This window comes from Vibrio sp. SCSIO 43132, assembly GCF_019904195.1.
GTDB classification, from domain to species: domain Bacteria; phylum Pseudomonadota; class Gammaproteobacteria; order Enterobacterales; family Vibrionaceae; genus Vibrio; species Vibrio nigripulchritudo.
Genome location: NZ_CP063199.1, coordinates 812,647 through 837,715 on the forward strand (window position 1 = coordinate 812,647; position 25,069 = coordinate 837,715).

Consider the following 25,069-nt stretch of genomic DNA (forward strand, 5'->3'; position numbering starts at 1 on the left):
AGGTAACACAAAATACTGGCAGCCAACTTAAGCCAGTAAAGTGTAGAGTCTGTTTTGCGTGTAACGTGATTTGTGATTCGGTTAATTCAGTTTTTTCTTGCAAATCCCGTTAGCATAAGGGCAGCCGTATTGGTGGAAGTGTTCAATCATTTCCGTCCTGTATTGAGAAGGTCCGGTGCCAAAGACGCGCTTAAATGCGTTGCAAAACGTCGCGGGGTTTTGGTAACCACTAGACAAAGCAACAGCCTTTACCGATACGTTCTCGTGACACAGCATCCTGCTGGCGATATGAAGTCTCATTTTATTTAGGTATTCGCAATACGTCGTATCCAGATAACGACGAAAATCGCGTTCGAGTTTTTTCCGATTTGGATAAGCGAGCTGTTCAACCAGCCAAGGCATATGGATCTTCTCGCCAGATGAAATAGCGTCATTCAGAATGCTATCGATCCGCTCTTTCCATTGTTGAGCTTCAGGCGTGTTCATTTCCATGTCGGTACTCCAAATTTTTATTGTTATACGTTTATGCAAAAGGGCAAGCCCGCTAGGACTTGCCACTTTAGATGTTTCAATTAGTGCGCGATAAAGCGCTTTTCATCGGTTTCTATTCGAACCTTTCGGACTCGCTCGTCTCGGGTGAGACGAGCCTGTAGCTCATTGAGATCCACTTGCCTGGAAGCGGTGAATACTCCTAGCTTAGAGCCGGGGGTATAGCTTGAAAGCAGCAACCCGAAGTCATGAGCGATCTGGCGAAGTTCGGATTCTTCCTTCACCAGAATCAACAGTTTTCCGGTAACCGTAATGGTTTCCTGAGTCTGGGTGTTCAGAATACGGGTGCCTTCAACCAGTCGAGTTTTATCGTTGATAGCAGTTTCAGTGTGCCCTGCTGGTACAAAATCCGGGTGCAGTTGGTAAACCGGGTTTTGGGCAAATACACCCCAGCTACCCAATACAGCGGAAAGCAATAATAGATTTTTCATATTAGTGACCTACGACTCTTAGGTTCGCCTTCTTGACCAGCGAATTAACCGTGTTATTGAAGTAAGAAGAGTGGAAGTTACTTGCTTCATTGATGCCGCTACCCGACGTGTCCAAGAAGCGAAGTTTCCACTTACCTTTAGCGTTTTCTCCGTAGAAAGCGTTTGCTGCAATCAGAGAATCTTTCAGGATGTATCCGTCTGCATACAGAGGGAATGGGCTATGGGCCGTCTGAACGGGTTCCAGAATGGCCTGACGAGAACTCAGAAGAATGCTCTTAGTACCGGCTGGTGACGTGACTTCAATGGCTAAGTCAATACCTGCTGTAGACTGGCGTCTACCGTTGATGTAGGTGTCTTTAATGAATTCCTCGTTGTAGATATCCAGCATAAACTGCATGCTTTCGATGGTGACGTTGTCCGCGACTTCGACAATGAGTTCAGCACCGCTGGCGTTGTTATCAGGGATGGTGATCGGATTGACAGGTTGACCGTCAGCATTTTGAGCAATACCTACAGTCCAGTCAGTTTTGATCTGCGCTGGTAGTGGCTGCTTGTAATCCAGAGCCAGTTTCACCGCTTCACCCGCGTTAACGCGACCGAAACCGTAATGGTTGTTGAATTGGTAGCCCGCACCATTCTCAATCCAGCCCAGGTGAGCCACAAAGTTTCCGTTACCAGCCGGGATAGAAACTGTTGGATCTTCTGGGTTATTTCTGTCTGATGTGCTGGCTAGAACGTGCTTAATATCACGCCAGCTTAGTGACGGGTTTGCAGAGGCAATCAGTGCAACCACACCAGATGTGTTTGGTGCCGCCGAAGACGTACCATTGAACGTGTTGGTGTAGTGGCACGTTAGGTTGTCTTCTTCCTTTCCTGCATTGAATGGGTAAAGGTCATGTGCAATTGCGTATTCAAATACGTAGTTATCCAGAACATCGAGTCGGTTCCTACCTGCATAGCCACGAAGACAGGTACTCTGGTCCGGAGTGATCATCGCCGGTTCCCAGTCGCCGTTTTCGCCAGCTGGAGCCGATACAAAGATGTTCGCGCCCGCTGTGGAGTAACTCGACTTAGTACCGTCCGCATTTACCGCACCGATAGCAATGTAGTGCTCAAAAGAAAGGTTGGATTCTAATGCAGAGTTAGTACAGGTCAGACCGTACTCAATCGCGCCAGTGTGTTGACAGAAATCTCCAGTAGAACCAGATGAAACAAAACTGTTCCCCGAAGACTTAACGTTAAGCGCACCTTTACCATCGCGAAGGTTGTTAACCGTGTGAGCGGTCATTTCAGCATCAATTTCGTCGTAGCTTTGGAAAGAGACCAAATCGCGTCCGTAGCTTCGGTTGAACGCCACAACAGGTTCTTTGACGGAAATACCACTTCCCGTCATACCATGACCGATCATATTGTCGGAATCAGACTGAGTCTCCAGGAAGTTCATGCCAATCAGACTGGCGTCAGGCGCAACGCCACGACCACCAAGGTTGTTCCAGCCTTTAGCTGCAATCAGCCCGGCAACTGACGTACCGTGATCGCCATTAACTCCCGTGTAAGTTGGATCTGTAGGAGAATGCGCCGCACGCTTGAAGTTCAGAGAGCGGTTTGGCAATACGTTGTCGACCAGATCTTCGTGAGCGATCTCAAGACCGCTGTCTACTACTACTACAATGGTGTCTTTACCTGTTACGCCCAAAGCAAAGGCGGCTGGCACATTCATGTCTTCACCAGCAACGCTGGCAGGGCGCGCTTGTAGCTCTGCGATTTTTTCATCGGCTCGTTCACGTGAATAACGCAGTTTGCTGTTCATTAGGTAGTCGTGCCAAAGTTCCGCGATACCTTCTGGCTGGGCATAAGCCATCTGACCCGTGTTATGCAGATGCCATTGTTGATCTGCCAGTGGATCACCCAATACCTGGTCAATTTTGATGGTGACTGTTTCAGTTTGAGTGCCTGAATCGTTCTTCAGTGTGAACGTTTCTGCCTGTGCACTTTGCGACACATAGACAAGCTGATCACCACGTTTGATAACGTGACCATGCTGAGTTTCGATAACACCTTCCGTTGCTGTCAGTACTTTGCCTTCTTGCTCGATCGACCAAGTTGACAAATTCTCAGACAAGTAACGGTTCAGCCCGTGTGCTTTCCAGTGCTGCACATCTTGTGCTACCACATTTTTTTCCGCGTTTTTAGCGGCAGCAACGGGGGCCGTATTCTTTGTTGTACTGGACGTGCTATCGCTGTCATTACAGCCAGCAAGTGCTGAAGCAATCATTAGCGCTAACGTCGCTTTCCTGTACCTGTGTTCGATTTTCATTGGTTCCTCTGACATCAACAAATAAATCGGACACATGTTAATGGGAATAACTATCATTTACATTTGGATGTGATTTCAGAATGCGACAGTTTGTGTAACAAGAACTTTCATTTGAGACATTTTTATCCAATTGCGACGTGAAACCGTCAAATTGACGTTTTTGAGGGTGTTATGCGGTATTTTGTCGACACGTTCGTGACGTTTGTAACACTATTGTAAAGTTTGATGGTCCTCGCAATAAAGTAAAATGGGTAAACAGAAAAGCCATTTTGTAAATGGTGTGATGACTTATTAATATTTGAAAAGAGGTGAAATTTCAGAGCAAACCATGAATATTTCTGAACATTAATCACCGGTCATTCAGGAGAAGAGCGCTTTAGATTGGTTCTCCAGTAGAATACAAATGGTAGGAGCTCTAATTGAATACTTAGTAAGAGGTTATGTGTAAGTAAAAAATGAAAGAAAATAGCGCCGTCCCTCGATAAGGAACTGCGCTATGGGTTACCTGTTGTAGAACGCCCTTTTTAGATGGTTTTTACACCCACACAAATTATTTCTGCTCAACAACGTTAAAGACAACTTCTCTTCTGCCAAATTTATGAGATTCGATTTCGAGCACAGCCATACCTGCATCCTTTGCCTCAACCCAAAACCCTGTTGTTCCTGCCTCGAGAATAATTTTCTTTGGTCCGATAACTTCAAGATTATCTGAAACTTCAAGTGTTAAGAAATCAGAAAAGTAGGGAAGAATGTTTCCTGACGTATCAATGGCTTCAATAAGAACCCTAGCAGTGTCGCGACAGTTCTCATTAAGTTGAGATTTTTGAACATTAATTTTTATATCAGAAGGTATTTTTGAGGCACTGAACTTTCGTTCGGACACGGCTTCGCCCTGAAAGTAGCCGGTAAAAGTTACATCTTGCCAGCCACCACCCCAAGAATATTTGCCAAACAAGTCATCACCAGACTCTGCCTCAATAATCACAGGTGGATACGGCAAATGTGGATACTGCTCTTTCGCAGGGTAAAATTTACTTTTTACACCATTCTGAAGAGTGACCTCGACGCAGTCACAGTTAGTGAGGATTATCAATGGAAGCACACCAGCAGCACATCGCTCACCAACCGTCCAATACGAAACCGGCTCCATCACTGCTTTCTTACTTGGATTGATTTGGCTTGAATACACATACGCGGCGAATTTAGGATTGCGGAAAACGTCACTGACTCCGTGATGGCAGATCATATCACCGCTACCGAATTCCTTGTGCGTGTTGTAGTCAGATAAACACCAGGTGATTACTCCGGAAATATTGTCATTTGAGTGAGCTTCGTTAAGGACTCTTAAATGGCGGGTTACGTGTTCAACCTGCCAGTTTTCGTTGTCAACTCGTTTTGTAGGATACATATGTCCGTTGTATTCCGTAACGAGATAAGGGATGTCATAGTCCTTACCGTGGGAATCAAAAGGTTTACGTAGAGGCTCGTTCGTATCGCCTAAAACAAAATCATTGAAGGTAAAAACATCCTCTTGGAAGTCGCCCTTCATACTGCAGCGTACTCCCCCTGTTTGTCTTGTTGAATCAAGTGCTTTGGCCTGCTGATTAGTTTTTTCGTAAAAGTCGAAGTTGTCATCTGATTCATTGATACGAACACCCCACAAGATAATGCTAGGGTGGTTCCAGTCTCGTTGAATCATTGCTTTGACGTTATCAACTGCTTTGCTTTGCCAGTCTTTATCTCCTATATGCTGCCAGCCCGGTATTTCCTCAAAAACAAGCAGACCAATTTCATCACATCTGTTGAGGAAATACGGAGACTGCGGATAGTGCGACGTTCTGACCGTATTAAATCCAAACTCAAAACGTAATATGTCAGCATCCAACTCCTGACCGGACTGCCCCATGGCATAGCCAATGTAGGGATAACTTTGGTGGCGGTTTGCACCAATTAGCTTCAAACGCTTGCCATTTAGAAAAAAACCTTCTGTTGTAAACTGGATATCCCTAAATCCGTGTCTGAATTCGAATGTGTCACGCGAATGTTCATCAATAAGGCGTACTTCAATCTTATAGAGTTCAGGGTTATCTATGTCCCAAAGCACAATTCCTTTCAAATCGTTAATGAGTAAGGTGGAGAAAGATTCACCATAAAATCTGCCGACATCTTTCACTACTTGCTTAATAACCTCGCCGTTTTTGTCACTTATGATAACGTCAAGAGTTCCAGAACTTCCTTCGTTGAGGAAAGACTCAAGATAGACGTCCAGTTTTAACGTTGGTGAAGTGAGGATGTTTAACGATTCTGCTTTAACATTGAAAACTCTGCAGCTTGAATAAGTACGCAAGTAAACATCTCGATAGATTCCAGGGAAACATAGGTAATCAATTTGACCACCAAACGGTGGGATTGATGGGTTTTCCTTACCTGAAAGTGTCACCGTAATGCGGTTATCTCCACGGTTTAGGTACGGGGTGATTAGAACCTCAAATGGTGTATAACCATCTGAGTGTAGACCTGCAAGCTCCCCATTTACATACACTTTCGCGTCACACATTACTCCTTCAAAATACAAGTACTGTGTTTTTGAAAGATCACTATCTGTTATTGAAAGTGTTTGTTGATACGTGAAATCTTGGTGAAGACTCTTTTCTGAAAAATAGTTCATGGGCAGTTCAACCGAACTATGAGGAATCTGAACGGTTTTTACGGATGGAATTTTCGAGATATCCAAATCACAATAGTGGTTTTCGCAAAAGAGCCAATCACTATTTAGAATAGTCGAATTTATCACGGTTTACTTCTCCAAAGTTAAAGATTGAAAAGTGTGGTTGGCGGTTTTTATATATTACGCTGGAACACCAACACAGATTTCTGTTTAATTTGTCAGAGTATTTCTTTATCTTTCTGACAGCGCTGTTAAAGTTCTTAAGGGGAATCAATTCACCCTCAATATGGTGGATAATCTGTTTTCTATTTGTTTAAATCTATTTGTGATTGTTTTATAACGGTTTTATTTGCTAAGAGTTGTTTTTTAATAGCCATAAACCTACGTCTTTACCTGATGATGATGCATTTACGGTAATGATGAAAATCACCATTAATAAATAATGGTGATCGATGTCATATGAGTAATGAGATAATTGTTTTTTATTAGATGTTCCTAGCATTAAAAGAGTAAATATTTACCAGGTAAATTGATCGAACTCGATTGCTTCTGAAGCTATTCGATATTTTATTGAAGATTAAATATTTTGTATTTAATATCGGCATGGAATTTTTAGCAAGCCCATTGATATATGATTGATTATCAATGATTATTCTATTTTTTATTTAATGGAGTTTTTCTTTATGGTGAAAAATACCAAAGAAGTCAAAATTATGTAATTTTGTCCCTGTTTCTTATTGAGCAATTATAGTGAACAGCCATGAAAAATAGATAGCTAAACTTGCCTAGGGGGCAATCATCAATACATAACCATGTTTCTATGTGATTCAAGTGTATATTTCATCGACAGCCTATTTGAATATCTTGCTGGAAGCGCTATTTTTAAAGGTGTACGTACAGTCCCAAAGTTTTGCGTATTGTCGTGCAAACCGAGGTTCGTTGGTGTTCGATATTGTCTTTATCAATACGCGCTTCAATGTCATTTCTCCCCGATTGTAAACTTAGCCCAAACAGTACGAGGGATCTTATGGCGACAATAAAAGATATAATGCGTCTGGTTGGAGTCTCGTCCGCTACAGTATCCAGAGTATTGAGCGGGGATGAGTCATTTTCTATTTCTGAAGAAAAGCGTTTGAGTATCATCAATGCTGCTCGTCAACTCGGATACAAAACTCCTAGGCAGAGAAATGTCAAACTCAATAACTCGTTGAGTTTGTTATCCGAAAACAAAAACATTGCGGGTTCTCTCTCCCAAAAATCTCTGACAATTATTAACTATCTTTCACAAGATGATGAAATCAGTGACCCTTACTACACCTCTATTCGTATGGGCATCGAACAAGCCTGTATGAAACATTTCGTCTCTCTGAGAAATGCCTTTAGAGGCAACAACTCTGTAGACGCTAATGTTGTGACTGGTAGTGATGGTGTGATTGCCGTTGGTCCCATACCTCTGGATGAAATAAATGAGGTTAGAAAGGTTAATGAAAACATTGTCTTAATTGATCCTGTGACGAATGATAGTCAAATTGACGTTATCACATTCGACAAAGCTGCTGCACTGCGAGAACTTTTCACAAATATTATAAATTCGGGTGCAAAAGACATCGCACTTACTGACTTAAACGATGACAAACTTCAAATCGGAGTTAAATCTGTCGAAGGTTTCAATGATGGAATCAATAGTCATTTTGAACAAATTAATCACCTTAGCATCCAGGAGGGCTACGACGCGGCTTTTCGTATACTAGAAGCCACGAAAAAACCGGATGTGATACTGGCAGCCAATGATATTGTTGCAATTGGTATTTTACGTGCCCTCCATGAAAAAGGTGTTCAAGTTCCTGAGGAGGTTGGGGTTGTCGGGATTAACGATATCGATGTTGCCAAGGTTCAGTCTCCGCCTCTCTCAACTCTCAAGTTGTATCCTGAGGAAATGGGGCAAGCTGCGATATCGTTATTATTTGAAAGAATGGAAGGGAGAAAGATTGAAAAAACGGTAATCGTTGGATACAGATTTATCCAACGAGAAAGCCTTAAATCTGTTGAATGACATCAATTAATAACCAGTCTCATAGTTACTTGTTGTATATCAGCTATTTACTTGCAAAGAATGTATGATCTCATCTCCCAAAACATACGGGGTATCTGAATGTTTAATGAATCAATTGTAAACGTTTACAATACTTGTGTTAATTTTGAACTTTAAACGGTGAAGAGAATTCTCATCGATAGGATTTAGTTGATTTAAATTGATGGTAAACAGCTTGTTCATAAAAACATTTCCGGAACCAGAGGTTCCTAGTCCCTCAGTTTACCCTTTCCTAAATCTTGTAGGTATACATCATCGCTTCATTGAAGAGATAGGCGAAAAATTGCGGTTAGTTCTTACCAGCCAATTAAGACTGTTTTAATAAGATAGAGTGAGGTTGCTAATTTGTATTTGAATATAAATCCAATTTAAACAATGGCATAAAATGTTTTTTGTTTGTGGGCTGTAAGATTTTAGTGCGATTATTTTGCTCGATACTTTAAATGATTGGTAATAGGCAAGTTACGATTTTTATGTATTTCTCTTTTCGTTTTCTTTTGGTCCTAGATTGGTTGTACCTGTCCAACCAAACGTAAATGTGATTGTTGCCACATTGTTAACTAAATATTAGTAAACTAAACTCCTAGGTGATTCTAATCACAAACTCGTAATACAATATTCATTAATAATAAATGATAACGTTTACTTTTTTGTAATCGATGTTACGTGGAAAGAGGATTTTAACGTGTTACAAAATAAAATTTTAAAAGAAGCTGCTTTGTGTTTAAGCCTGATTACAACGACTTTAACGGCAAATGCAAATGAGATAACTGTTTGGGCTTGGGATCCAAACTTTAATATCGCAATAATGGAAGAGGCAGCAAGTCGTTATAAGAATATAGACCCAAATGTGACAATTAACGTTGTAAGTTATTCAAAACTAGACCTTGAACAGAAGCTCCATACGATGCTAGCAGCAGGGGTAGACAGAGGTTTACCGGAAATTGTACTTGTTGAAGATTACAACGCGCAATTATACCTCAGTGCTTATCCTGGTTCTTTTGAACCCTTAACCAATTCAATCGACGTAAACAAGTTTTCCCCATACAAATCATTGCTGGTCAGTAAAAAGGACGAGCTTTATGGTGTTCCATTTGACAGCGGAGTAACTGGTCTTTTTTACCGAAAAGATCTGCTTGAGCAGGCTGGCTTTACCGAAAAAGACTTACAGAATATCACTTGGAAGCGATACATTGAGATCGGTAGACAAGTAAAAGCCAAAACTGGTGTAGCTATGCTTTCGGTAGACCCTGAAGATTTAGGTTTGGTGAACATTATGATGCAGTCTGCCGGTGTGTGGTTTACTAACGCTGACGGCTCTCTTAATATCGCTGGAAACAAAGCTCTTATAACCGCAATGGAGAACTTTAAGCAGTTGTCTGGTCGTGACGTATCTCGTCCGATTTCAGGTTGGGGGGGCTTAGTTAGTGGAATAAACCAAGGTCTAGCTGCAACTGCAGTCAAAGGTGTCTGGTTTGTTCCAGCTGTCACTTCTGAAAAGTCACAACATGGGAAATGGGCGATTGCTCCTACACCTCGTCTCTCTGTTGATGGGGCTGTTAACGCTTCAAATTTAGGTGGTTCAAGTTGGTTCGTACTTAACGAGTCTACAAACAAAAAAGTCGCAATTGACTTTCTTCAAAAAATATTCGCTTCTGATTTGGATTTTTATTCACAAATGCTAGTTGAACGTGGAGCCGTCTCTACCTACATACCTGCATCAGAGAGTGAAGGTTACAACAAGAGCATTAGCTATTTCAGTGGGCAAAAAATATACAGAGATTTTTCAGGCTGGCAGCTTGAGGTTCCTGATGTTGATTATGGCTCATACAGTTATGAAATTACTGATGCACTGAAATCTGTCATGCCCGATATTTTTAATGGTCGACCAATTGAAGACGCACTTAAGCAAGTTGAAAAGCAGCTTGAATTCCAACTTCAATAACTAGCTAAAGTTTGGCACCTCATTTTCGGGTGCCATCAGAACAACAATGCTTTAGGAGCTAAAAATGGGCACATTTGCCAGTACTGGCCAAATAAAAAAATCAAAGAAAAGTTTTCATCGATTTTATAATATAAATGGTTGGGCGTTTGTTTTACCCTCAGTCACTCTTGCCGCAATATTTATGATTTATCCCATTCTCAACTCACTCTGGATGTCTCTACATTCTGGGCGTGGGGTTGTTCAGGAATTTGTGGGGTTTGGAAATATATTAAGGCTTTTTAACGACCCTTTTTTCATCAAAGCTCTTTCGAATACATTTTTCTTTCTAATTATCCAAGTTCCTATGATGATTTTTTTGGCCTTGGTTATTTCATCTTGCCTAAACGTTAAAACACTTAAGTTCAGGTCGTTTTTTAGGCTGGCGATTTTTTTACCTTGTGTAACTTCACTTGTTGCTAGCTCAATGCTTTTTAAGAGTATGTTTGCCTACGATGGAATTGTGAATGATTTTTTATTTTCGATGAGTATTATCTCAGAACCTATTCCGTGGTTAACAGATCCATTTTGGGCAAAAGTAACAATTATCACTACTATTACTTGGCGCTGGGCTGGTTATAATATGATTTTTTACCTTGCAGCCCTTCAGAATATTGATAAATCAATTTATGAGGCTGCGAGAATAGATGGTGTTTCACCAATCAAGCAATTCTTTTTCATTACTATACCTCTTTTAAAACCAGTTATATTATTTACGACAGTTATGTCAACAATTGGAACGTTACAGCTATTTGATGAAGTGATGAATATTACAGCTGGCGGTCCGAGTAATGAAACATTAACATTGTCTCTTTACATCTATAATCTGCTGTTCACTTACTCTCCTAACTTCGGTTATGCGGCAACCGTATCTTATGTCATTGTATTCTTTACCGTAATATTAGCACTGCTCCAATTCCGAATTGCGAGGGAAAAGTAATGAAATTACGATTTTCAATTTCAAAAACTATCATGTATACCTTCTTGTCTTTTATGGCATTTATATCTATTTTTCCATTTTATTGGTTAATTGTTTCTGCAACGAATACAACTAATGATATTAATAAGGGGAAGCTGACTTTTGGCGATCAAATTTTAATTAATTTCACCAAGCTCAACGAACATGGTGACTTATTACTTGTTTTTTGGAATACAGGGAAAATTGCAATTCTTACCGCTGGTTTCACATTACTTATTTGTTCTATGGCTGGTTATGGATTTGAAGTTTATCGAAATAAAAGTCGAGACAAAGCATATAGCTTATTACTACTCACAATGATGATCCCTTTTGCAGCGTTGATGATCCCTTTATTTACGATGACGGCAAAATTCAACATGCTCGATACGCATCTAGCCGTTATTTTGCCTGGGTTAAGCGCCGTATTTATCATCTTTTACTTTAGGCAGTGTACCAAGGCCTTTCCAAGAGAATTGATTGATGCTGCGCGTGTAGATGGCGTTAAAGACTGGAAAATATTTCTGTACATTTATATGCCTGTTATGAAAAACACTTATGCAGCAGCATTTATCATTGTATTTATGGGGTCTTGGAATAATTTCTTATGGCCATTGATTGTGCTGCAGTCACCTGAAAAGAAAGTTATCAATCTGCTGTTGTCTTCTCTAGGTTCTGCTTACTTTCCAGATTTTGGAGTAATTATGCTTGGTACTCTTATCGCGACCATACCTACGCTGCTGGTTTTCTTTGTCATGCAAAAGCAGTTTGTAGCCGGAATGACGGGCTCTGTGAAGTAATTTACAACGGACATAAAAATTTACAAAAGGGAAGTATGCTGTTATGGCAAACATAAAACTATCTAATGTCGTAAAAAAGTATCCAACATCCACTGTTATTCATGGTGTTGATTTGACGATAAATAAAGGCGAGTTCGTTGTATTTGTTGGACCTTCAGGTTGTGGTAAGTCAACATTATTGCGCTTAATTGCTGGGTTAGAAGAAATATCAGAGGGCACTTTAGAAATAGATGATTCTATCGTTAATCACGTAGACCCCGCTGAAAGAGGTATTGCGATGGTATTCCAATCATACGCTTTATATCCTCATCTGAGTGTCGAACAGAACATGGGGTTTGCCCTCCGCATGAATGGTACTCCGAAGAAAGAAATTCAGGAGCGTGTTGATCGAGCTGCCTCGGTTTTGCAATTAGAGCACCTTATGAATCGCAAACCCAAAGCACTTTCTGGTGGGCAAAGGCAACGGGTGGCAATAGGTCGTGCAATCATTCGTAACCCCAAAGTGTTTCTGTTTGATGAGCCATTATCAAACTTGGATGCGGAACTTCGGGTAGATATGCGGCTACAAATTGCCAAACTGCATGATGAGCTTAAATCGACAATGATCTATGTAACGCATGATCAGGTTGAGGCAATGACACTTGCGGACAAAATTGTTGTATTAAGAGACGGTAGAATAGAACAAGTAGGTTCTCCATTGGAGTTATATCGATCACCGGCTAACGATTTCGTTGCCGGTTTTATTGGTTCGCCAAAAATGAATATGCTTCCAGCGAAGGTAATTAGCAAAAATCAAGATACTGTATTGATTCAGTTGCCAAATGCATCGGAGATTACTGTTAAAGCAGACTCAAACGCTATAGATATTGGCAGTGAAGCGTTGTTTGGTATCCGACCTGAGCATATCTATGTTGATCAAGAATTAGAAAACGAAGTTCGATTTAAAACTGATGCCGTCGAGCGCCTTGGCAACAGTACCTACCTATTTGGAGAGTTCGGCGGTTATCATGATTGCCGCATCCATCTCCCTTGGGATAAAGAAGTACGTAGAGGTGAAACGCTCACTCTTACATTCAACTCTTCAGACTGTCATTTGTTCCACGATGGAATTTGTATCTCGAATGTGTAAATACGCTCATAAGTAGTGTAGGCGGAGACCTGAATACGAAACCCTTCTTCGGAGCTTTGGAAAGTAAAAGCTCCCCCTTGAGAGCCCATATTCTGCCCCACTTCATCGTCAAAGAATTTGGAAAGGACTGCTCATCCTGCTGCGTTCCTGATTTTGAAACGGAGAGGTTTGAGTTGAAACAGAATATGAGGCTCTGAATCCTGCACCTTGCAGTCACCTGGGTATGTGACTTATTCATGTTCGAAAAGCCGGTTTTCGGCAGCGTTCTCTTCGCCTTGTTTTTGCTCTTTCGATAACCAACTGGAAAGCTGAGCGTGGATCTCATACAATTGCGCCATTTCCTCACGCCTGATCATAAGACCGATGTAATAACCTGAACGTCTACAAGACAGATTATTCCTCGCTATATGTGCCCGAGCCCCAGTTTATGTGGCTTATCAGGCGTGTTGTGCACCCAGTTTTTTGTGTTATTGCCTACACAAGGCGGTAAACCAGTAAGAAGATTATTGAAATGTCTAATTCTCCTTTTGTTCAAGAAGTGTCGAAGCGCAGAACCTTCGCCATCATCTCTCACCCGGATGCGGGTAAAACCACCATTACAGAAAAGGTTCTTTTGTTCGGACGCGCGATTCAGTCTGCGGGTACAGTAAAAGGTCGTGGCTCTAGCCAGCACGCTAAATCCGACTGGATGGAAATGGAAAAAGAACGTGGTATCTCGGTGACCACGTCGGTGATGCAGTTCCCATACAACGAATGTCTGGTTAACCTGCTCGATACTCCGGGACACGAAGATTTCTCGGAAGATACCTACCGTACACTGACTGCCGTTGACTCCTGTTTGATGGTGATCGACGCAGCGAAAGGTGTCGAGGATCGTACTCGTAAGTTGATGGAAGTTACCCGTCTGCGTGATACGCCAATCGTCACTTTTATGAACAAACTGGACCGCGACATTCGCGATCCAATGGAATTGCTGGATGAAGTGGAAAGTGAACTGAATATCGCTTGCGCTCCTGTATCCTGGCCAATTGGTTGTGGTAAAGAGTTCAAAGGCGTTTACCACATTCACCGCGACGAAACGATTCTGTACTCAACAGGTCAGGGTCACACCATTCAGGAAGAGCGCATCATCAAAGGTCTGGACAACGCAGAGCTAGATGAAGCCGTCGGTGCTGAGCTGGCAGAACAACTTCGTGAAGAGCTGGAACTGGTCGTGGGTGCTTCTCACGAATTCGATCGCGAATTGTTCCTGAGCGGTGAGTTAACGCCTGTGTTCTTCGGCACAGCATTGGGTAACTTTGGTGTTGACCACATGCTGGATGGCTTGACCGAGTGGGCTCCGCTGCCACTTCCTCGTCAGGCGAATGAGCGTGAAGTTGAAGCGCAGGAAGAAAAGTTCTCTGGCTTCGTCTTTAAGATTCAGGCAAACATGGATCCGAAACACCGTGACCGCATTGCCTTTATGCGAATCGTATCGGGGACTTACAAGCAAGGCATGAAGATGAACCACGTTCGTCTTGGCAAACAAGTGAGCATCTCAGACGCCGTGACCTTTATGGCGGGTGACCGTTCTCGTGCAGAAAACGCATACGCGGGCGACATCATCGGATTGCACAACCACGGTACGATTCAGATTGGTGATACCTTTACACAAGGTGAAGCGCTGAAGTTCTCGGGCATCCCGAACTTTGCGCCAGAGCTGTTCCGTCGTATTCGCCTTAAAGATCCATTGAAGCAGAAGCAGCTTCTGAAAGGTCTGGTTCAGCTCTCTGAAGAAGGTGCGGTGCAGGTATTCCGTCCACTACAAAACAACGACCTTATCGTTGGTGCGGTTGGTGTGCTTCAGTTTGATGTGGTTGTGGCTCGCCTGAAATCTGAGTACAACGTTGAAGCGATTTACGAGAGCGTAAACGTTGCAACGGCTCGTTGGGTAGAGTGTGACGACGACAAGAAACTGGATGAGTTCCAGCGTAAGAACCAGACCAACCTGGCCTTGGATGGCGGTGACAACCTGAGTTACATCGCCCCAACCATGGTGAACCTGAATCTGGCTCAGGAGCGTTTCCCGGATATCAACTTCCGCGCTACTCGCGAACACTAATTAGTTTTTTGAAGCCAACGAAAAACGTCGCCTTTTAGGGCGACGTTTTTGTTTTAAAGGTGTTAGTTCACATGGAGGTACTTCCCAAAAAGTGAGTTTTTTATTGTGAATCGTCACGACTGACCCTGATAGTATTTTTCCAAGGCATCCCGGGTCAGCTCTAACGATACTTTTGCTTCTTTACCGCGGCGGAACATCAATGCCAGATAAATCAGATCAATCAGGTATAGCTGACAGACTCGCCCTTCAAGGAAGTCGCCATATAGGGGAACTTGTCTCGGGTTGAGGTTGTGCCAGGTCAGTAAGGTGTGATCAGCACTTTGTGCGACGATAGAATCTTTTGCGCTAGTAATGGCAACGGTGCTTGCACCGTTATTTTTTGCCTGAATCAGAGCCTTAGCAACGGTTTCCGTTTCGCCAGTGTGTGAGATCCCAATCATTACCGCGTCAGAAGGCAGAGTAGAGGCGACGATGGTTTGGGTGTATCCATCGCAATAGCTGGCAGCATCAATACCGATTTTCAGTAGTAAGTGCACCGCCTCATCACATACTTCTGCAGCGCCACCCACACCAACCAACACAACTTTGCTGGCGTTATGAATGGCATCAACGGCATGTTCAAGGTTTTCATAGTCCAGATTTTTCTGAGTCGTGCCCAAACCGTTGATCAAAGCATTCATCAGTTTCTGGCTCAAGACAACCAATGAGTCTTTTTCTGATAGCTCGCTGGGAATGTTAGGAATGGTATTTTCTTCAGCGATGCTACTGGCTGCCGCCATCGACAATTTCAGGTCGGAATAACCTGCATAGCCTATGGAACGCGTGAATCGGCTTATCGTCGCTTCACTGATTTCCAGTTTGTCTGCAAACTCTGTGATTGAGTAGTTAAGCCTTTTTCCTAAATGGCTCAATATAAAGTCTGCGACCAACCTTTCCGATTTGCGCAACTTTTCATAATTTGAGTGGATCCGTTCCACCAGTTCGGTGCCTGCTTGCTTGTCCATTCTGTTCATCTTCTCATTCAGTCATTGGGCTATTCAAACACAAAATACAAATGTAAGTAATTTTTAACATCCATAATCCTACGGAAATTTCCGTAAGTCAATTTTCCAGCTCACAGCCTTTTTAAATAAATCAGTAAAATAATTTTCATAAATTGTGATCTTTCTCGGGTTTGGTTATTTAATTTAATAAAAACAATTAATTATATTTATTTTTGCAATCTTTTTAGTAAATGAAAAATGGCTTGCATCGACTCTAATTGCTTATATTTTATACTGTTTGTGTGATTGTAATTGTATGGTTTTCGGAATGTGTGAAATTATTTACATTTAAAATTGTACGATCTATAGTCAGTTCCATATTGAGAAAACACCACGGAAAACAGGTTTAAGTAAAGAGTTGGGTAACGACATGGACGCGACGAAAATACAAGCGGAAACACAGGTCTCCAGCGAGACTTTGAAAAAAATTTTCACAAGCTGCTACAAAACGCGCTTGTTCGAAACTGAAGGGATCAGGCTTTATCGACAGGGTCACGTAAGGGGGTATTTTCACCCTTACTTAGGGCAGGAAGGTATTGCTGCTGGGGCGTGTGCTGCGGCGGATCAAAGCATTGATTTCATCGCTTCTACACACAGAGGGCACGGTCACTGTATTTCCTGGGGCGCGGATGTGAAACGCATGCTTTCAGAGCTTTTGCAAAAGAAAGAAGGGTATTGCAAAGGCTACGGTGGCTCAATGCACATTGCAGACATTCAGTCCAACAACCTGGGAGCTAACGGCATCGTGGGTGCAGGGACACCTATTGGTGTAGGAAGTGCACTGGCCAATCAGGTGAAAGACAGCGATGCCGTCACCATAGTGTTTACCTCCGATGGCGGGGTAAACAACGGAACATTTCTGGAAGCCCTAAACCTTGCCGCTATCTGGAATCTCAACGTGGTACTCATCATCGAGAACAACCAGTACGCAGTATCGACGCCGATTGAAGAATCAACAAGACAAACCGAGCTGTATCGACGGGGCGAAAGCATTGGTGTTCCCAGTTATCTGGTGGACGGAAACGACCCACTGGCGGTTTACGAACGGGTGTCGGAGGCTTGCGATTTATGTCGTGCAGGCAAAGGTCCCGTCTTAATCGAAGCCAAAACGTATCGTCATTCCGGGCACCACGTGAATGATCCGGGCACCTATATGCCTGAAAACAAACTCCAGTATTACAAAGACCGAGATCCGGTTATTTCAGCCCGCGACAACCTTAAAACTCTGGGCGGTTACACCGAAGAACAGGTAACGGCACTGGAAGAGCAGATTGAGTCTGAACTGGAAGAAGCACTGTCGTTTGCCTTAGCCGGTACGCAGGTCAGTGTGGAAGAGTTTAAGCAGGTGATTGAAGACTATTAAGCGAACCGGACAAACCGATTCAAAGGAATGAAACATCAAAGGAGAGATGGTTTTGGCTAGCAGAGAAATGATGTACCGGGAAGCGCTTCGAGAAGCTCTCGACGAAGAAATGGCAAGAAACAGCGACGTATTCATTATTGGTGAAGGGATAGCGGAACGAGGCGGTTCATACAAAGTCACCGAAGGGCTGCTTGCCAAATACGGTGAACGACGGGTTCGTGATACGCCAATTTCAGAAGCCAGCATGATTGGTGTGGGCGTTGGCGCTGCCATATCGGGTGCGAGACCGATTGTAGAAATTCTTTATGTCGATTTCGCCATGTTAGGCATGGATCAGATCGTCAATCAGGCAGCCAAGTTCCGGCTTATGACTGGCGGTTCGGGAAACGTTCCGTTTGTGCTTAGAACTCAGGGGGGCGCTGGTGGCGGAGTGGCCGCTCAACACTCACAGAGTCTGGAAGCCCTTTTCTATCACATTCCCGGTTTGCGCGTGGTCATGCCGTCCACACCCCGTGACGCCAAAGGGTTGCTGAAACACGCACTCAGACAGCCAAACCCTGTGATGTTTATTGAGCACAAGCATCTCTACATGACCAAAGGAGATGTGCCTGAAGAAGAGTACGAAATCGAATTTGGACAGGCGGATGTGAAACGCGAAGGGGCGGACGTCACTTTGGTTGCCTGGTCGAACATGATTCCTCGTTCACTGGAAGTCGCGGAAGAGATGGCAAAAGAGGGCATTTCTGTGGAAGTCATCGACCCAAGAACTCTGGTTCCGCTGGATGAAAACACCATCATTGAATCCGTTAAGAAAACCAATCGGGTGGTGATTGTGCAGGAAGCAGTACGCCGCGGTGGAGTGGCGTCAGACATCTGCTCCATCATTCAGGACAAGGTGTTTTATTACCTCGATGCGCCGATAGAAATCGTGGCCGGGCTGAATACCCCAATCCCATTCAATCTGGAGTTGGAAAAAGCATCGATTCCGCAGAAGGAACAGATCCGAGAAGGCATTTTGAAAGTGGTGCACAGCACGGTTCAGAGCGAAGCCGGTTAACAGGAACATTGGACGAATCGCGCAACTTAGCGCGCAGACAGGGAAGTGAAATTATGGCGACTCCGGTATTGATGCCACAGGTTGGTCAGGATCTGGAAGAAGGCACGCTAACAGAGTGGATGGTAGCGGTTGGGGATACCGTTAAAAAGGGCGACGTTGTGGCGGTGGTTGAATCTGAAAAGGCGTCGTTTGAGGTAGAAACCTATCAGGAAGGCGTTGTGTTGGAACTGCTTTATGAAGAAGGTGATACCACCACAGTGTTAGAGCCCATTATGTATATCGGGGATCCTGACGAAGTGGAAAGTCCGGAGCAAGCGGAGCCACAGGCTGAAGCGGTTCCCGCCGCGAATAACACTTCTGATGCTCAAAGCAGTGCAGAAATCAAAGCGCAGCCTCAAAGCTCAACGGAGTCCGTCAATCATGGTCAGTTGGGAGCTTCGCCCTTGGCGAGAAGAATGGCTGCCAACCGAAACATTGATTTAACCGCGGTGAACGGTAGCGGTCCCGGAGGGGCTGTTCTGGAAAGAGATCTCGCAGATGCCGAGCCGAGTTCCGATAAAGAGTATGGAGACCAGCCTTATTCAAAAGTCCGACAGGTGATTGCTGACAGAATGAGTGAGTCGAAGCAGACCAAGCCTCATTTTTATCTGCGTACCGAAGTCGATGTAACGGATTTACTGGTGAAGCGAAACGCCTACAACCAATCAAACCAAGACAAGGTGTCGATTAACGATCTGGTTATCTTCGCGGTCTCTCGTCAGTTAAAACACTACGGCAAACTGAATTCTCATGTCTTTGAAGACCGCTGCACATTGCTGGAAGACGTTCATATTGGCATGGCTGTGTCTGTGGATGAAGGTTTGCTGGTTCCGGTGATTGACCATGCCGACCGCAAATCCCTGAAAGAAATCAATCAGGCTTCTCGCTCTCTGGCAGAAAGTGCGCGAAACGGCGTGATCAAATCCAAAGCCCGCGGCTCTTTCACCATCTCAAATATGGGCAAATGGGACGTAGAACTTCTCCCTATCATCAACCCGCCCGAAACCGCCATTCTTGGTGTAGGCGCGATCAACAAACGCGCTTGCTGCATTAATAACGAACTCGGATGGCGAGACTTTATGGTACTGACGTTGTCGGCGGATCATCGAGCAGTCGATGGTGTATATGGCGCCGAATTTATGATGAAGCTTAAGGAAAGCATCACCAACATGAATGTATGAATTACGCCGAAGCGCACAAGTGACTCGGCATTAAAAATAGACACTCTCTGAGGAGAATCGATTATGCCTTTAATCTCAATGAAGCCAATGTTGCAGGATGCAAAGCGAGACGGTTACGGTATCGCTGCCTTCAACATTATTGATTACAACAGCGCACGCTCTGTGATCACTGCCGCTCAGGATCTGAATTCGCCAGTCATTGTTCAGCTTTCGGTGAAAACCATCCGTTTATGGGGGTACGACGCCATTGCGTCCTGGGTGAAAAGTCTGGCGCAAAACGTGGATGTGCCCGTGGCATTGCATCTGGATCACTGCGCCGATTTGGAAGTCATTCAGCGTTGTATTGATGCGGGTTGGACATCGGTGATGTTCGATGGCTCCGACATGCCTTTTGAAGAAAATCTGACCATGTCACTCAAAGCCTACAAGCTGGCAACCGACGCCAATGTTGGGCTGGAAGCCGAACTTGGTGCCATTGGCGGGGTAGAAGACGACAAAGTGGTATCACAGGAGCATGCCATGCTGGCGGATTATCAGGAATGTTTGCAGTTCTGCGCGGAAATGCCGGAACTGGCCGCGTTCGCACCAGCTATCGGCACGGCACACGGGCAGTACAAAGGTGAGCCTGTCATAGCTTATGACCTGCTGGAAAACATTACAGAGAACATCGATATTCCTATCGCTCTGCACGGCGGAACGGGTTTAGCCGATGCTCAGTTTGAACGTTGCATCCAGTCTGGCTGCGCTAAGGTCAATATTTCAACCATGCACAAGCATCAGTTTATCGAAGGGTTTGTCACTCTTGCTCTGCAAAAACCGGGCATTAAAGAGCCAATTCCTTACATCGAAGCCCAATACCAGACACTGAAAGAAGGCGTGGAGCTGATGATGTCAAAATTTGGTTCTCAGCAAAGGGCAGAGTCATGGACGCATTGATATTTGATTGCGATGGCGTTCTGGTGGACACCGAATGCGACGGACATCGGGTCGCGTTTAATCAGGCGTTTCAGGAGAAAGGGCTGCTCGATTACTGGTCGAAAAGCCGATACGAAGAACTGCTCAGTGTCGCGGGTGGGAAAGAGCGTATGTCTTACTACTTCAATACCGTGGGATGGCCAGAAACCGCTCTCAGCCGGGACGAGCTGATCAAAAATCTTCATCAGCTAAAAACTTCAATTTTTATGAACCTGATTAACTCCGGCGAGCTTGCCCCCAGACCTGGGGTCAAAGCCCTGATTACAGAAGCGTATGAGCAGGGTGTGCCGTTGGCGGTGTGTTCTACCTCAAATGAAAATGCGGTCAAAACAGTAGTGAAAACCTGCGTCGGGGACGAGATTGCCAAAAATATTCGGGTGTTTGCAGGGGATGTGGTGTCAGCCAAAAAACCAGACCCGGCGGTATACCGATTGGCTGCAGAAAAGATGCAGCTAACACCGAATCGTTGTCTGGTGGTCGAGGACAGCAACATTGGTATGCGAGCGGCGTTAAGCGCAGGTATGAACTGTCTGGTGACCAAATCTTTTTACACCGCTGAAGAGGATTTCACCGGAGCAAACCGAGTTGTGGACAACCTTTCTGAGGTCGACCTAAACGTCTGCCGTCAGATAGTAGGGTAGGAAGAAAGCTTTCGGGGCTCATTTGTGCATTCAGCCTTTCACACCAAATGGGCACATGGACTTTTCCGAGTATGAGCAGGATCGGAAACAACACTATAGGACGTAGTGGTACTGGAATAAGGAATTGAACATGAAAGAGCGCATCAACAAGGGTGTCAGCGAATCTGATACTCAAAATACAGAGCAGATTACACACGAATCCAACAGCGATTTATCACCGATTGGTTTGTCCCGTCGAAGAATGATGCAACTGAGTATGGGGACTGCCTTTGCCGTTGCAACTATGGGACCGATGACCTTCAGCCCAGCTATGGCGGCATCAGGCAAGAAACTGAAATTCGCTGCGGCACTGGGCTGGACAGCTTTCGACTCCGGGGCAGCGTTGCATCAGGGGTATAAAGATGCAGTTGAGTTGCTGGGGGGCGAACTGACCATTACTGACGCAGGTTTTGACCCGAAGAAGCAGACAGAGAACATCGATGCTTTCATTGCCAGTAAACCCGATGCGCTGTTTATTACGCCAGCTGATGCAGCGGCAATCGCCCCGGCGGTACAACGCGCGATAGATGCAGGTATCCCTGTCTTTGCTGGCGATAGTCAGGTGCCGGGCGTGGCAGTTCACAGTACGGCTATGTCGAGTAACTACGCCATGGGTTGGTTTACCGCAGAGTGGCTTGCGGAGCAGCTTGGCGGTAAAGGTAAAGTCGCGATTGTGACCCTGCCACAAAACGAAAGCTGGGATCAGCGTACGCTTGGTATGGAATGGGCACTGCGTGAACACCCCGGTATTGAAGTGGTTGCCAAATGGGCATTTAACTTTAATGCCAGTACCACACCGCGTCAGGCGGTCGACAACATGCTTACGGCGCGAGATGACATTGATGCCATCTGGTGTGCCTGGGATGGTGCTGCCATTGAAGGTGCACTTGCAGTGCGAGCGGCGGGTCGTAAAAACATCTTCCTGACGGGTATTGATGGTGGTCCTCAGTCGTTTGGTTACATCAGTGGCGGCTCTGCCTTCAAGATGAGCTGTGCCCAAAGTTTCTACGAGATGGCGTTCTCTAATGTGTTCTATGCCCATGAGTACGCTGCTGGAAGAAACATTCCTCGCCTGGTTATCACGCCTTGCTACAAAGCTACCGAGGAAACGCTGCAAGGGCTGGGTGAAAAAGCCGCCGACTACGACAGACCGGGTCGAGCGAAAGAGCTGGGCTGGGTTCGCGTCGTTTAACTGGAGAACATTATGAACAGCAACGTTATTTCGATGTCAGGGATAGACAAGAAATTCGGTTCTGTCACTGCCCTTGATAATGTGGATTTTGAACTCAGGAAGGGTGAAATCCACGCACTGCTCGGAATGAATGGGGCAGGGAAGTCCACGCTCATTAAGATCCTTTCCGGTATTTACCAGAAGGATGGCGGGCAGATAGAAATTGAAGGGCGGGAAGTTCAGCTTGGTACCCCAAGCGCGTCGCTGCAACAGGGCATTGTCTCTGTGCAGCAACACCCCGAAATGATTGATGATTTCACCGGTTATGAAAACATCTTTCTGGGCAGGGAAAACAGCAGCTTCGGGCTTTTCTCACTGTTCAACAGTGACGACCTTAAGCGTCGAGCCGATGAGTTGCTGGAAAAACTGCCCATCCCGGTCAATCTGGACAGAACCATTGCCGAGATGAATCCGGTTGAAAGGGAAGCCACCGCCATTCTGCACTCCATGGTGAACGACAAAATCACCGCGCTTATTCTGGATGAGCCAACGTCCACACTAACGGAAAAAGAAAAGCAGTATCTGTTTGAGCTGATGTCGATTCTGAAATCCAGTGGCGTATCCATCATCTACATTACTCACCGTCTGGAAGAGGTGAAGCAGATTGCGGATCGCTTTACTGTATTTCGAAACGGCAAAAATGTCGGGTGTCATGATGTGGCTCAGGAAGCCCTTTCTCCAGCGGCGATAGCCGAACTCATGTTGGGGAAATCGGTCTCCAACATGTTTCCACCTAAACTGGAGGAAGCGTGCAACGGCGACGCATACCTTCAGGTCGAAAACCTCTCTTTCGACTCATTCAGTAATGTCTCTTTTGAAGCCAGAAAAGGCGAGATTTTGGGGATCTTTGGGCTGGTGGGATCTGGCATTGAAGACCTCTCCAAAGTGATTTTTGGTGCTCGCATCAAAGGGGGCGGCAATATTCGTATTCACGGCGAAAAGGTGGAATTTGAAACCACGCAAGATGCCCTGAATCACAAACTGTTTTTACTCCCCGGAGACCGGTTAAAAGAAGGACTGGTGCTGGAAGAAAATGTGGTGTTCAACATTTCTCTCGCCAATCTTGATCGAGCTTCGTCTGGATTGGGGGTATTGAATTCTGAACAAACCCACGAAGACAGTCTGGAACTGGTCAGCCTGACCGAGCTTCACCCCGTCGAGCTGGACGAAGCCGCCAGTCATTTTAGTGGGGGCAATCAGCAGAAAATCGTCATGTGCAAAGGCTTATACGCTGAAGCTGAAATTTACCTGTTTGTCGAACCTACCATTGGTGTCGACATCGGCGCGCGAGCCACCATTTATCGACTGCTGAGAAAGCTCTCTCAAACCGCTGCCGTGGTAGTGATGTCGTCGGATTGTGATGAAGTACATGGGGTGTCAGACCGAATGTTTGCTCTCTACAAAGGCGAGCAGGTTTCCGCTCCGGTGAGTGATATCAGCCGGGATGAACTCCTCATCGCGGGTATATCTGGGGAGAGCAAAGCATGACCAAGACCAATGCCAAAAGAGCGGCTTTTATTCGCGTCGGGCTTTATCTGGTAATTGTTGCAGCGATTACCCTAGCGTTCTACATGGTCGAGCCCAGATACGTCACGTCTTCAAACATTACGGCTATTTTGCGCCATTTAGCTGCCACGGGGCTGGCGGCGTTAGGGCTGACGTTTGTGGTGGTTCTGAAAAAGTTTGATCTCTCCTTCCCCGGTATCATCTCTTTTGTGGCGATGACGATTGGGTATGGCATCGCCGCAGGCATTGACCTCTACTTGTCCATTTTCATCGGGTTACTGGTGAGCATCGCATTTGGGGTGATCAACGGTTATGCCGTGAGTTATCTGAAACTGCCCGACATAGTCACGACCATCGCGGTGGGGTCAATCGCGGGCGGAGCGGCATTTCTGTTCAGTGGCGGTCCGTCTATTTTTCGCAACTTCTTCACTTCTGGGCTACTCGACATCAACGATGGACGCTGGTTTGGGCTGAACTACTCAACTTATCTTCTGGTTGCTATGTACGCGCTGTCGTGGTTTTACCTTCATCGCTCGCGGTTTGGAAACAGCCTCTATGCAGTCGGGTATAACGAGAAGTCGGCGTTTTACTCCGGGGTGAATGTACGCAAGTACACCTGTATTGCTTATGTGCTTTGCTCAACCCTGATGCTGTTTTCTGCCTTGTTAGTGATTGCCGAAACTGGCAAGTCTGAACCCATCGCGGGTAATGGATTTTTAATGCCAGCTTTCGCGTCGGTTTTCATCGGAATTGCGTTTTTCGGCAGGGCATCTGTACTGGCGACGCTGGCAGGGACGGTGTTGATTTCAATGGTCCTGAATGGATTCACTCTGATCAACATTCCTTATTACTGGAGCGATGGCGCGACCAGTATGCTGATGCTGGTGGGCAGCATTCTGTTTAGCCCGGACACCAGAGACAAAGTGACAGGGTGGATCAAAGCCGGATTCCATCAGGTTACCCACGCCTGA

The 25,069-nt window shown here is 45.0% G+C and carries 19 protein-coding genes; 14 read left to right on the plus strand and 5 right to left on the minus strand.

Annotated elements, in window-relative coordinates:
* Window positions 1-81 precede the first annotated feature (81 nt).
* The 4 genes from INR79_RS03710 to INR79_RS03725 all read right to left on the minus strand — a co-directional run bounded on the left by INR79_RS03710 (window position 82) and on the right by INR79_RS03725 (window position 6,091).
* Window positions 82-492 (minus strand): helix-turn-helix transcriptional regulator, encoded by a 411-nt coding sequence (locus tag INR79_RS03710; RefSeq protein ID WP_004407140.1) that lies wholly within the window; start codon window positions 490-492, stop codon window positions 82-84.
* 80 nt (window positions 493-572) lie between these two features.
* Window positions 573-980, minus strand: a complete 408-nt coding sequence (locus INR79_RS03715; protein ID WP_223096053.1) for a hypothetical protein — start codon at window positions 978-980, stop codon at window positions 573-575.
* Window position 981: 1 nt separating this feature from the next.
* Window positions 982-3,297, minus strand: a complete 2,316-nt coding sequence (locus INR79_RS03720) for a S8 family serine peptidase (RefSeq protein ID WP_223096054.1) — start codon at window positions 3,295-3,297, stop codon at window positions 982-984.
* Window positions 3,298-3,847: 550 nt separating this feature from the next.
* Window positions 3,848-6,091 (minus strand): glycoside hydrolase family 2 protein, encoded by a 2,244-nt coding sequence (locus INR79_RS03725; protein WP_223096055.1) that lies wholly within the window; start codon window positions 6,089-6,091, stop codon window positions 3,848-3,850.
* Between the two features lie 901 nt (window positions 6,092-6,992).
* Here INR79_RS03725 and INR79_RS03730 point away from each other — a divergent pair.
* From INR79_RS03730 to prfC, 6 genes are all read left to right on the plus strand, one after another.
* The gene (locus INR79_RS03730; protein WP_223096056.1) at window positions 6,993-8,018 is read left to right on the plus strand and encodes a substrate-binding domain-containing protein; all 1,026 of its coding nucleotides are present in this window, start codon (window positions 6,993-6,995) and stop codon (window positions 8,016-8,018) included.
* Between the two features lie 724 nt (window positions 8,019-8,742).
* Window positions 8,743-10,002 carry an extracellular solute-binding protein gene (locus INR79_RS03735; protein ID WP_262415378.1) on the plus strand — a complete coding sequence of 420 codons (1,260 nt, stop codon included), beginning with the start codon at window positions 8,743-8,745 and terminating at the stop codon, window positions 10,000-10,002.
* 64 nt (window positions 10,003-10,066) lie between these two features.
* Window positions 10,067-10,978 (plus strand): carbohydrate ABC transporter permease, encoded by a 912-nt coding sequence (locus INR79_RS03740; protein ID WP_223096057.1) that lies wholly within the window; start codon window positions 10,067-10,069, stop codon window positions 10,976-10,978.
* Window positions 10,978-11,793 (plus strand): carbohydrate ABC transporter permease, encoded by an 816-nt coding sequence (locus INR79_RS03745; RefSeq protein WP_223096058.1) that lies wholly within the window; start codon window positions 10,978-10,980, stop codon window positions 11,791-11,793. The genes INR79_RS03740 and INR79_RS03745 overlap by 1 nt, the downstream gene beginning before the upstream one ends.
* 43 nt (window positions 11,794-11,836) lie before the next feature.
* Entirely contained in the window at window positions 11,837-12,922 is a 1,086-nt protein-coding gene (locus INR79_RS03750; RefSeq protein ID WP_223096059.1) for an ABC transporter ATP-binding protein, read from the plus strand.
* A 511-nt stretch (window positions 12,923-13,433) separates the two neighbouring features.
* Entirely contained in the window at window positions 13,434-15,023 is a 1,590-nt protein-coding gene (gene prfC, locus INR79_RS03755; protein WP_022612131.1) for a peptide chain release factor 3, read from the plus strand.
* A gap of 113 nt (window positions 15,024-15,136) precedes the next feature.
* Here prfC and INR79_RS03760 read toward each other — a convergent pair whose 3' ends face one another.
* Window positions 15,137-16,027: a MurR/RpiR family transcriptional regulator gene (locus INR79_RS03760; RefSeq protein WP_223096060.1), complete on the minus strand. Its 891-nt coding sequence runs from the start codon at window positions 16,025-16,027 to the stop codon at window positions 15,137-15,139.
* 409 nt (window positions 16,028-16,436) lie between these two features.
* Between INR79_RS03760 and INR79_RS03765 the strand changes: the two genes are divergently transcribed.
* The 8 genes from INR79_RS03765 to INR79_RS03800 all read left to right on the plus strand — a co-directional run bounded on the left by INR79_RS03765 (window position 16,437) and on the right by INR79_RS03800 (window position 25,069).
* A complete protein-coding gene (locus INR79_RS03765) occupies window positions 16,437-17,429 on the plus strand; it encodes a thiamine pyrophosphate-dependent dehydrogenase E1 component subunit alpha (RefSeq protein WP_223096061.1) in 993 nt (330 codons plus the stop codon).
* A gap of 46 nt (window positions 17,430-17,475) precedes the next feature.
* Window positions 17,476-18,486, plus strand: coding sequence for an alpha-ketoacid dehydrogenase subunit beta (locus tag INR79_RS03770; RefSeq protein WP_038142466.1), 1,011 nt, complete (start codon window positions 17,476-17,478; stop codon window positions 18,484-18,486).
* A 53-nt stretch (window positions 18,487-18,539) separates the two neighbouring features.
* A complete protein-coding gene (locus INR79_RS03775) occupies window positions 18,540-19,706 on the plus strand; it encodes a dihydrolipoamide acetyltransferase family protein (RefSeq protein WP_223096063.1) in 1,167 nt (388 codons plus the stop codon).
* A gap of 63 nt (window positions 19,707-19,769) precedes the next feature.
* Complete coding sequence (locus INR79_RS03780) at window positions 19,770-20,642, plus strand: ketose-bisphosphate aldolase (protein WP_004407096.1); 873 nt, start codon at window positions 19,770-19,772, stop codon at window positions 20,640-20,642.
* Complete coding sequence (locus INR79_RS03785; RefSeq protein ID WP_223096065.1) at window positions 20,630-21,322, plus strand: HAD-IA family hydrolase; 693 nt, start codon at window positions 20,630-20,632, stop codon at window positions 21,320-21,322. The genes INR79_RS03780 and INR79_RS03785 overlap by 13 nt, the downstream gene beginning before the upstream one ends.
* Window positions 21,323-21,452: 130 nt before the next feature.
* Window positions 21,453-22,553 carry a sugar ABC transporter substrate-binding protein gene (locus tag INR79_RS03790; protein ID WP_223096067.1) on the plus strand — a complete coding sequence of 367 codons (1,101 nt, stop codon included), beginning with the start codon at window positions 21,453-21,455 and terminating at the stop codon, window positions 22,551-22,553.
* A gap of 12 nt (window positions 22,554-22,565) precedes the next feature.
* On the plus strand, window positions 22,566-24,080 hold the full coding sequence (locus INR79_RS03795) for a sugar ABC transporter ATP-binding protein (protein ID WP_223096069.1): 1,515 nt from the start codon (window positions 22,566-22,568) through the stop codon (window positions 24,078-24,080).
* On the plus strand, window positions 24,077-25,069 hold the full coding sequence (locus tag INR79_RS03800; protein WP_223096070.1) for an ABC transporter permease: 993 nt from the start codon (window positions 24,077-24,079) through the stop codon (window positions 25,067-25,069). Before INR79_RS03795 ends, INR79_RS03800 begins: the two co-directional genes overlap by 4 nt.

Excerpts from the sequence above, each read along its gene's own strand:
- INR79_RS03790 (WP_223096067.1), top strand. The coding sequence starts at position 21,453 with ATGAAAGAGCGCATCAACAAGGGTGTCAGCGAATCTGATACTCAAAAT.
- INR79_RS03730 (WP_223096056.1), top strand. The coding sequence starts at position 6,993 with ATGGCGACAATAAAAGATATAATGCGTCTGGTTGGAGTCTCGTCCGCT.
- prfC (WP_022612131.1), top strand. The coding sequence starts at position 13,434 with ATGTCTAATTCTCCTTTTGTTCAAGAAGTGTCGAAGCGCAGAACCTTC.
- INR79_RS03760 (WP_223096060.1), bottom strand. The coding sequence starts at position 16,027 with ATGGACAAGCAAGCAGGCACCGAACTGGTGGAACGGATCCACTCAAAT.
- INR79_RS03775 (WP_223096063.1), top strand. The coding sequence starts at position 18,540 with ATGGCGACTCCGGTATTGATGCCACAGGTTGGTCAGGATCTGGAAGAA.
- INR79_RS03770 (WP_038142466.1), top strand. The coding sequence starts at position 17,476 with ATGGTTTTGGCTAGCAGAGAAATGATGTACCGGGAAGCGCTTCGAGAA.
- INR79_RS03785 (WP_223096065.1), top strand. The coding sequence starts at position 20,630 with ATGGACGCATTGATATTTGATTGCGATGGCGTTCTGGTGGACACCGAA.
- INR79_RS03715 (WP_223096053.1), bottom strand. The coding sequence starts at position 980 with ATGAAAAATCTATTATTGCTTTCCGCTGTATTGGGTAGCTGGGGTGTA.
- INR79_RS03720 (WP_223096054.1), bottom strand. The coding sequence starts at position 3,297 with ATGAAAATCGAACACAGGTACAGGAAAGCGACGTTAGCGCTAATGATT.
- INR79_RS03745 (WP_223096058.1), top strand. The coding sequence starts at position 10,978 with ATGAAATTACGATTTTCAATTTCAAAAACTATCATGTATACCTTCTTG.
- INR79_RS03780 (WP_004407096.1), top strand. The coding sequence starts at position 19,770 with ATGCCTTTAATCTCAATGAAGCCAATGTTGCAGGATGCAAAGCGAGAC.
- INR79_RS03750 (WP_223096059.1), top strand. The coding sequence starts at position 11,837 with ATGGCAAACATAAAACTATCTAATGTCGTAAAAAAGTATCCAACATCC.
- INR79_RS03765 (WP_223096061.1), top strand. The coding sequence starts at position 16,437 with ATGGACGCGACGAAAATACAAGCGGAAACACAGGTCTCCAGCGAGACT.
- INR79_RS03710 (WP_004407140.1), bottom strand. The coding sequence starts at position 492 with ATGGAAATGAACACGCCTGAAGCTCAACAATGGAAAGAGCGGATCGAT.
- INR79_RS03795 (WP_223096069.1), top strand. The coding sequence starts at position 22,566 with ATGAACAGCAACGTTATTTCGATGTCAGGGATAGACAAGAAATTCGGT.
- INR79_RS03740 (WP_223096057.1), top strand. The coding sequence starts at position 10,067 with ATGGGCACATTTGCCAGTACTGGCCAAATAAAAAAATCAAAGAAAAGT.
- INR79_RS03800 (WP_223096070.1), top strand. The coding sequence starts at position 24,077 with ATGACCAAGACCAATGCCAAAAGAGCGGCTTTTATTCGCGTCGGGCTT.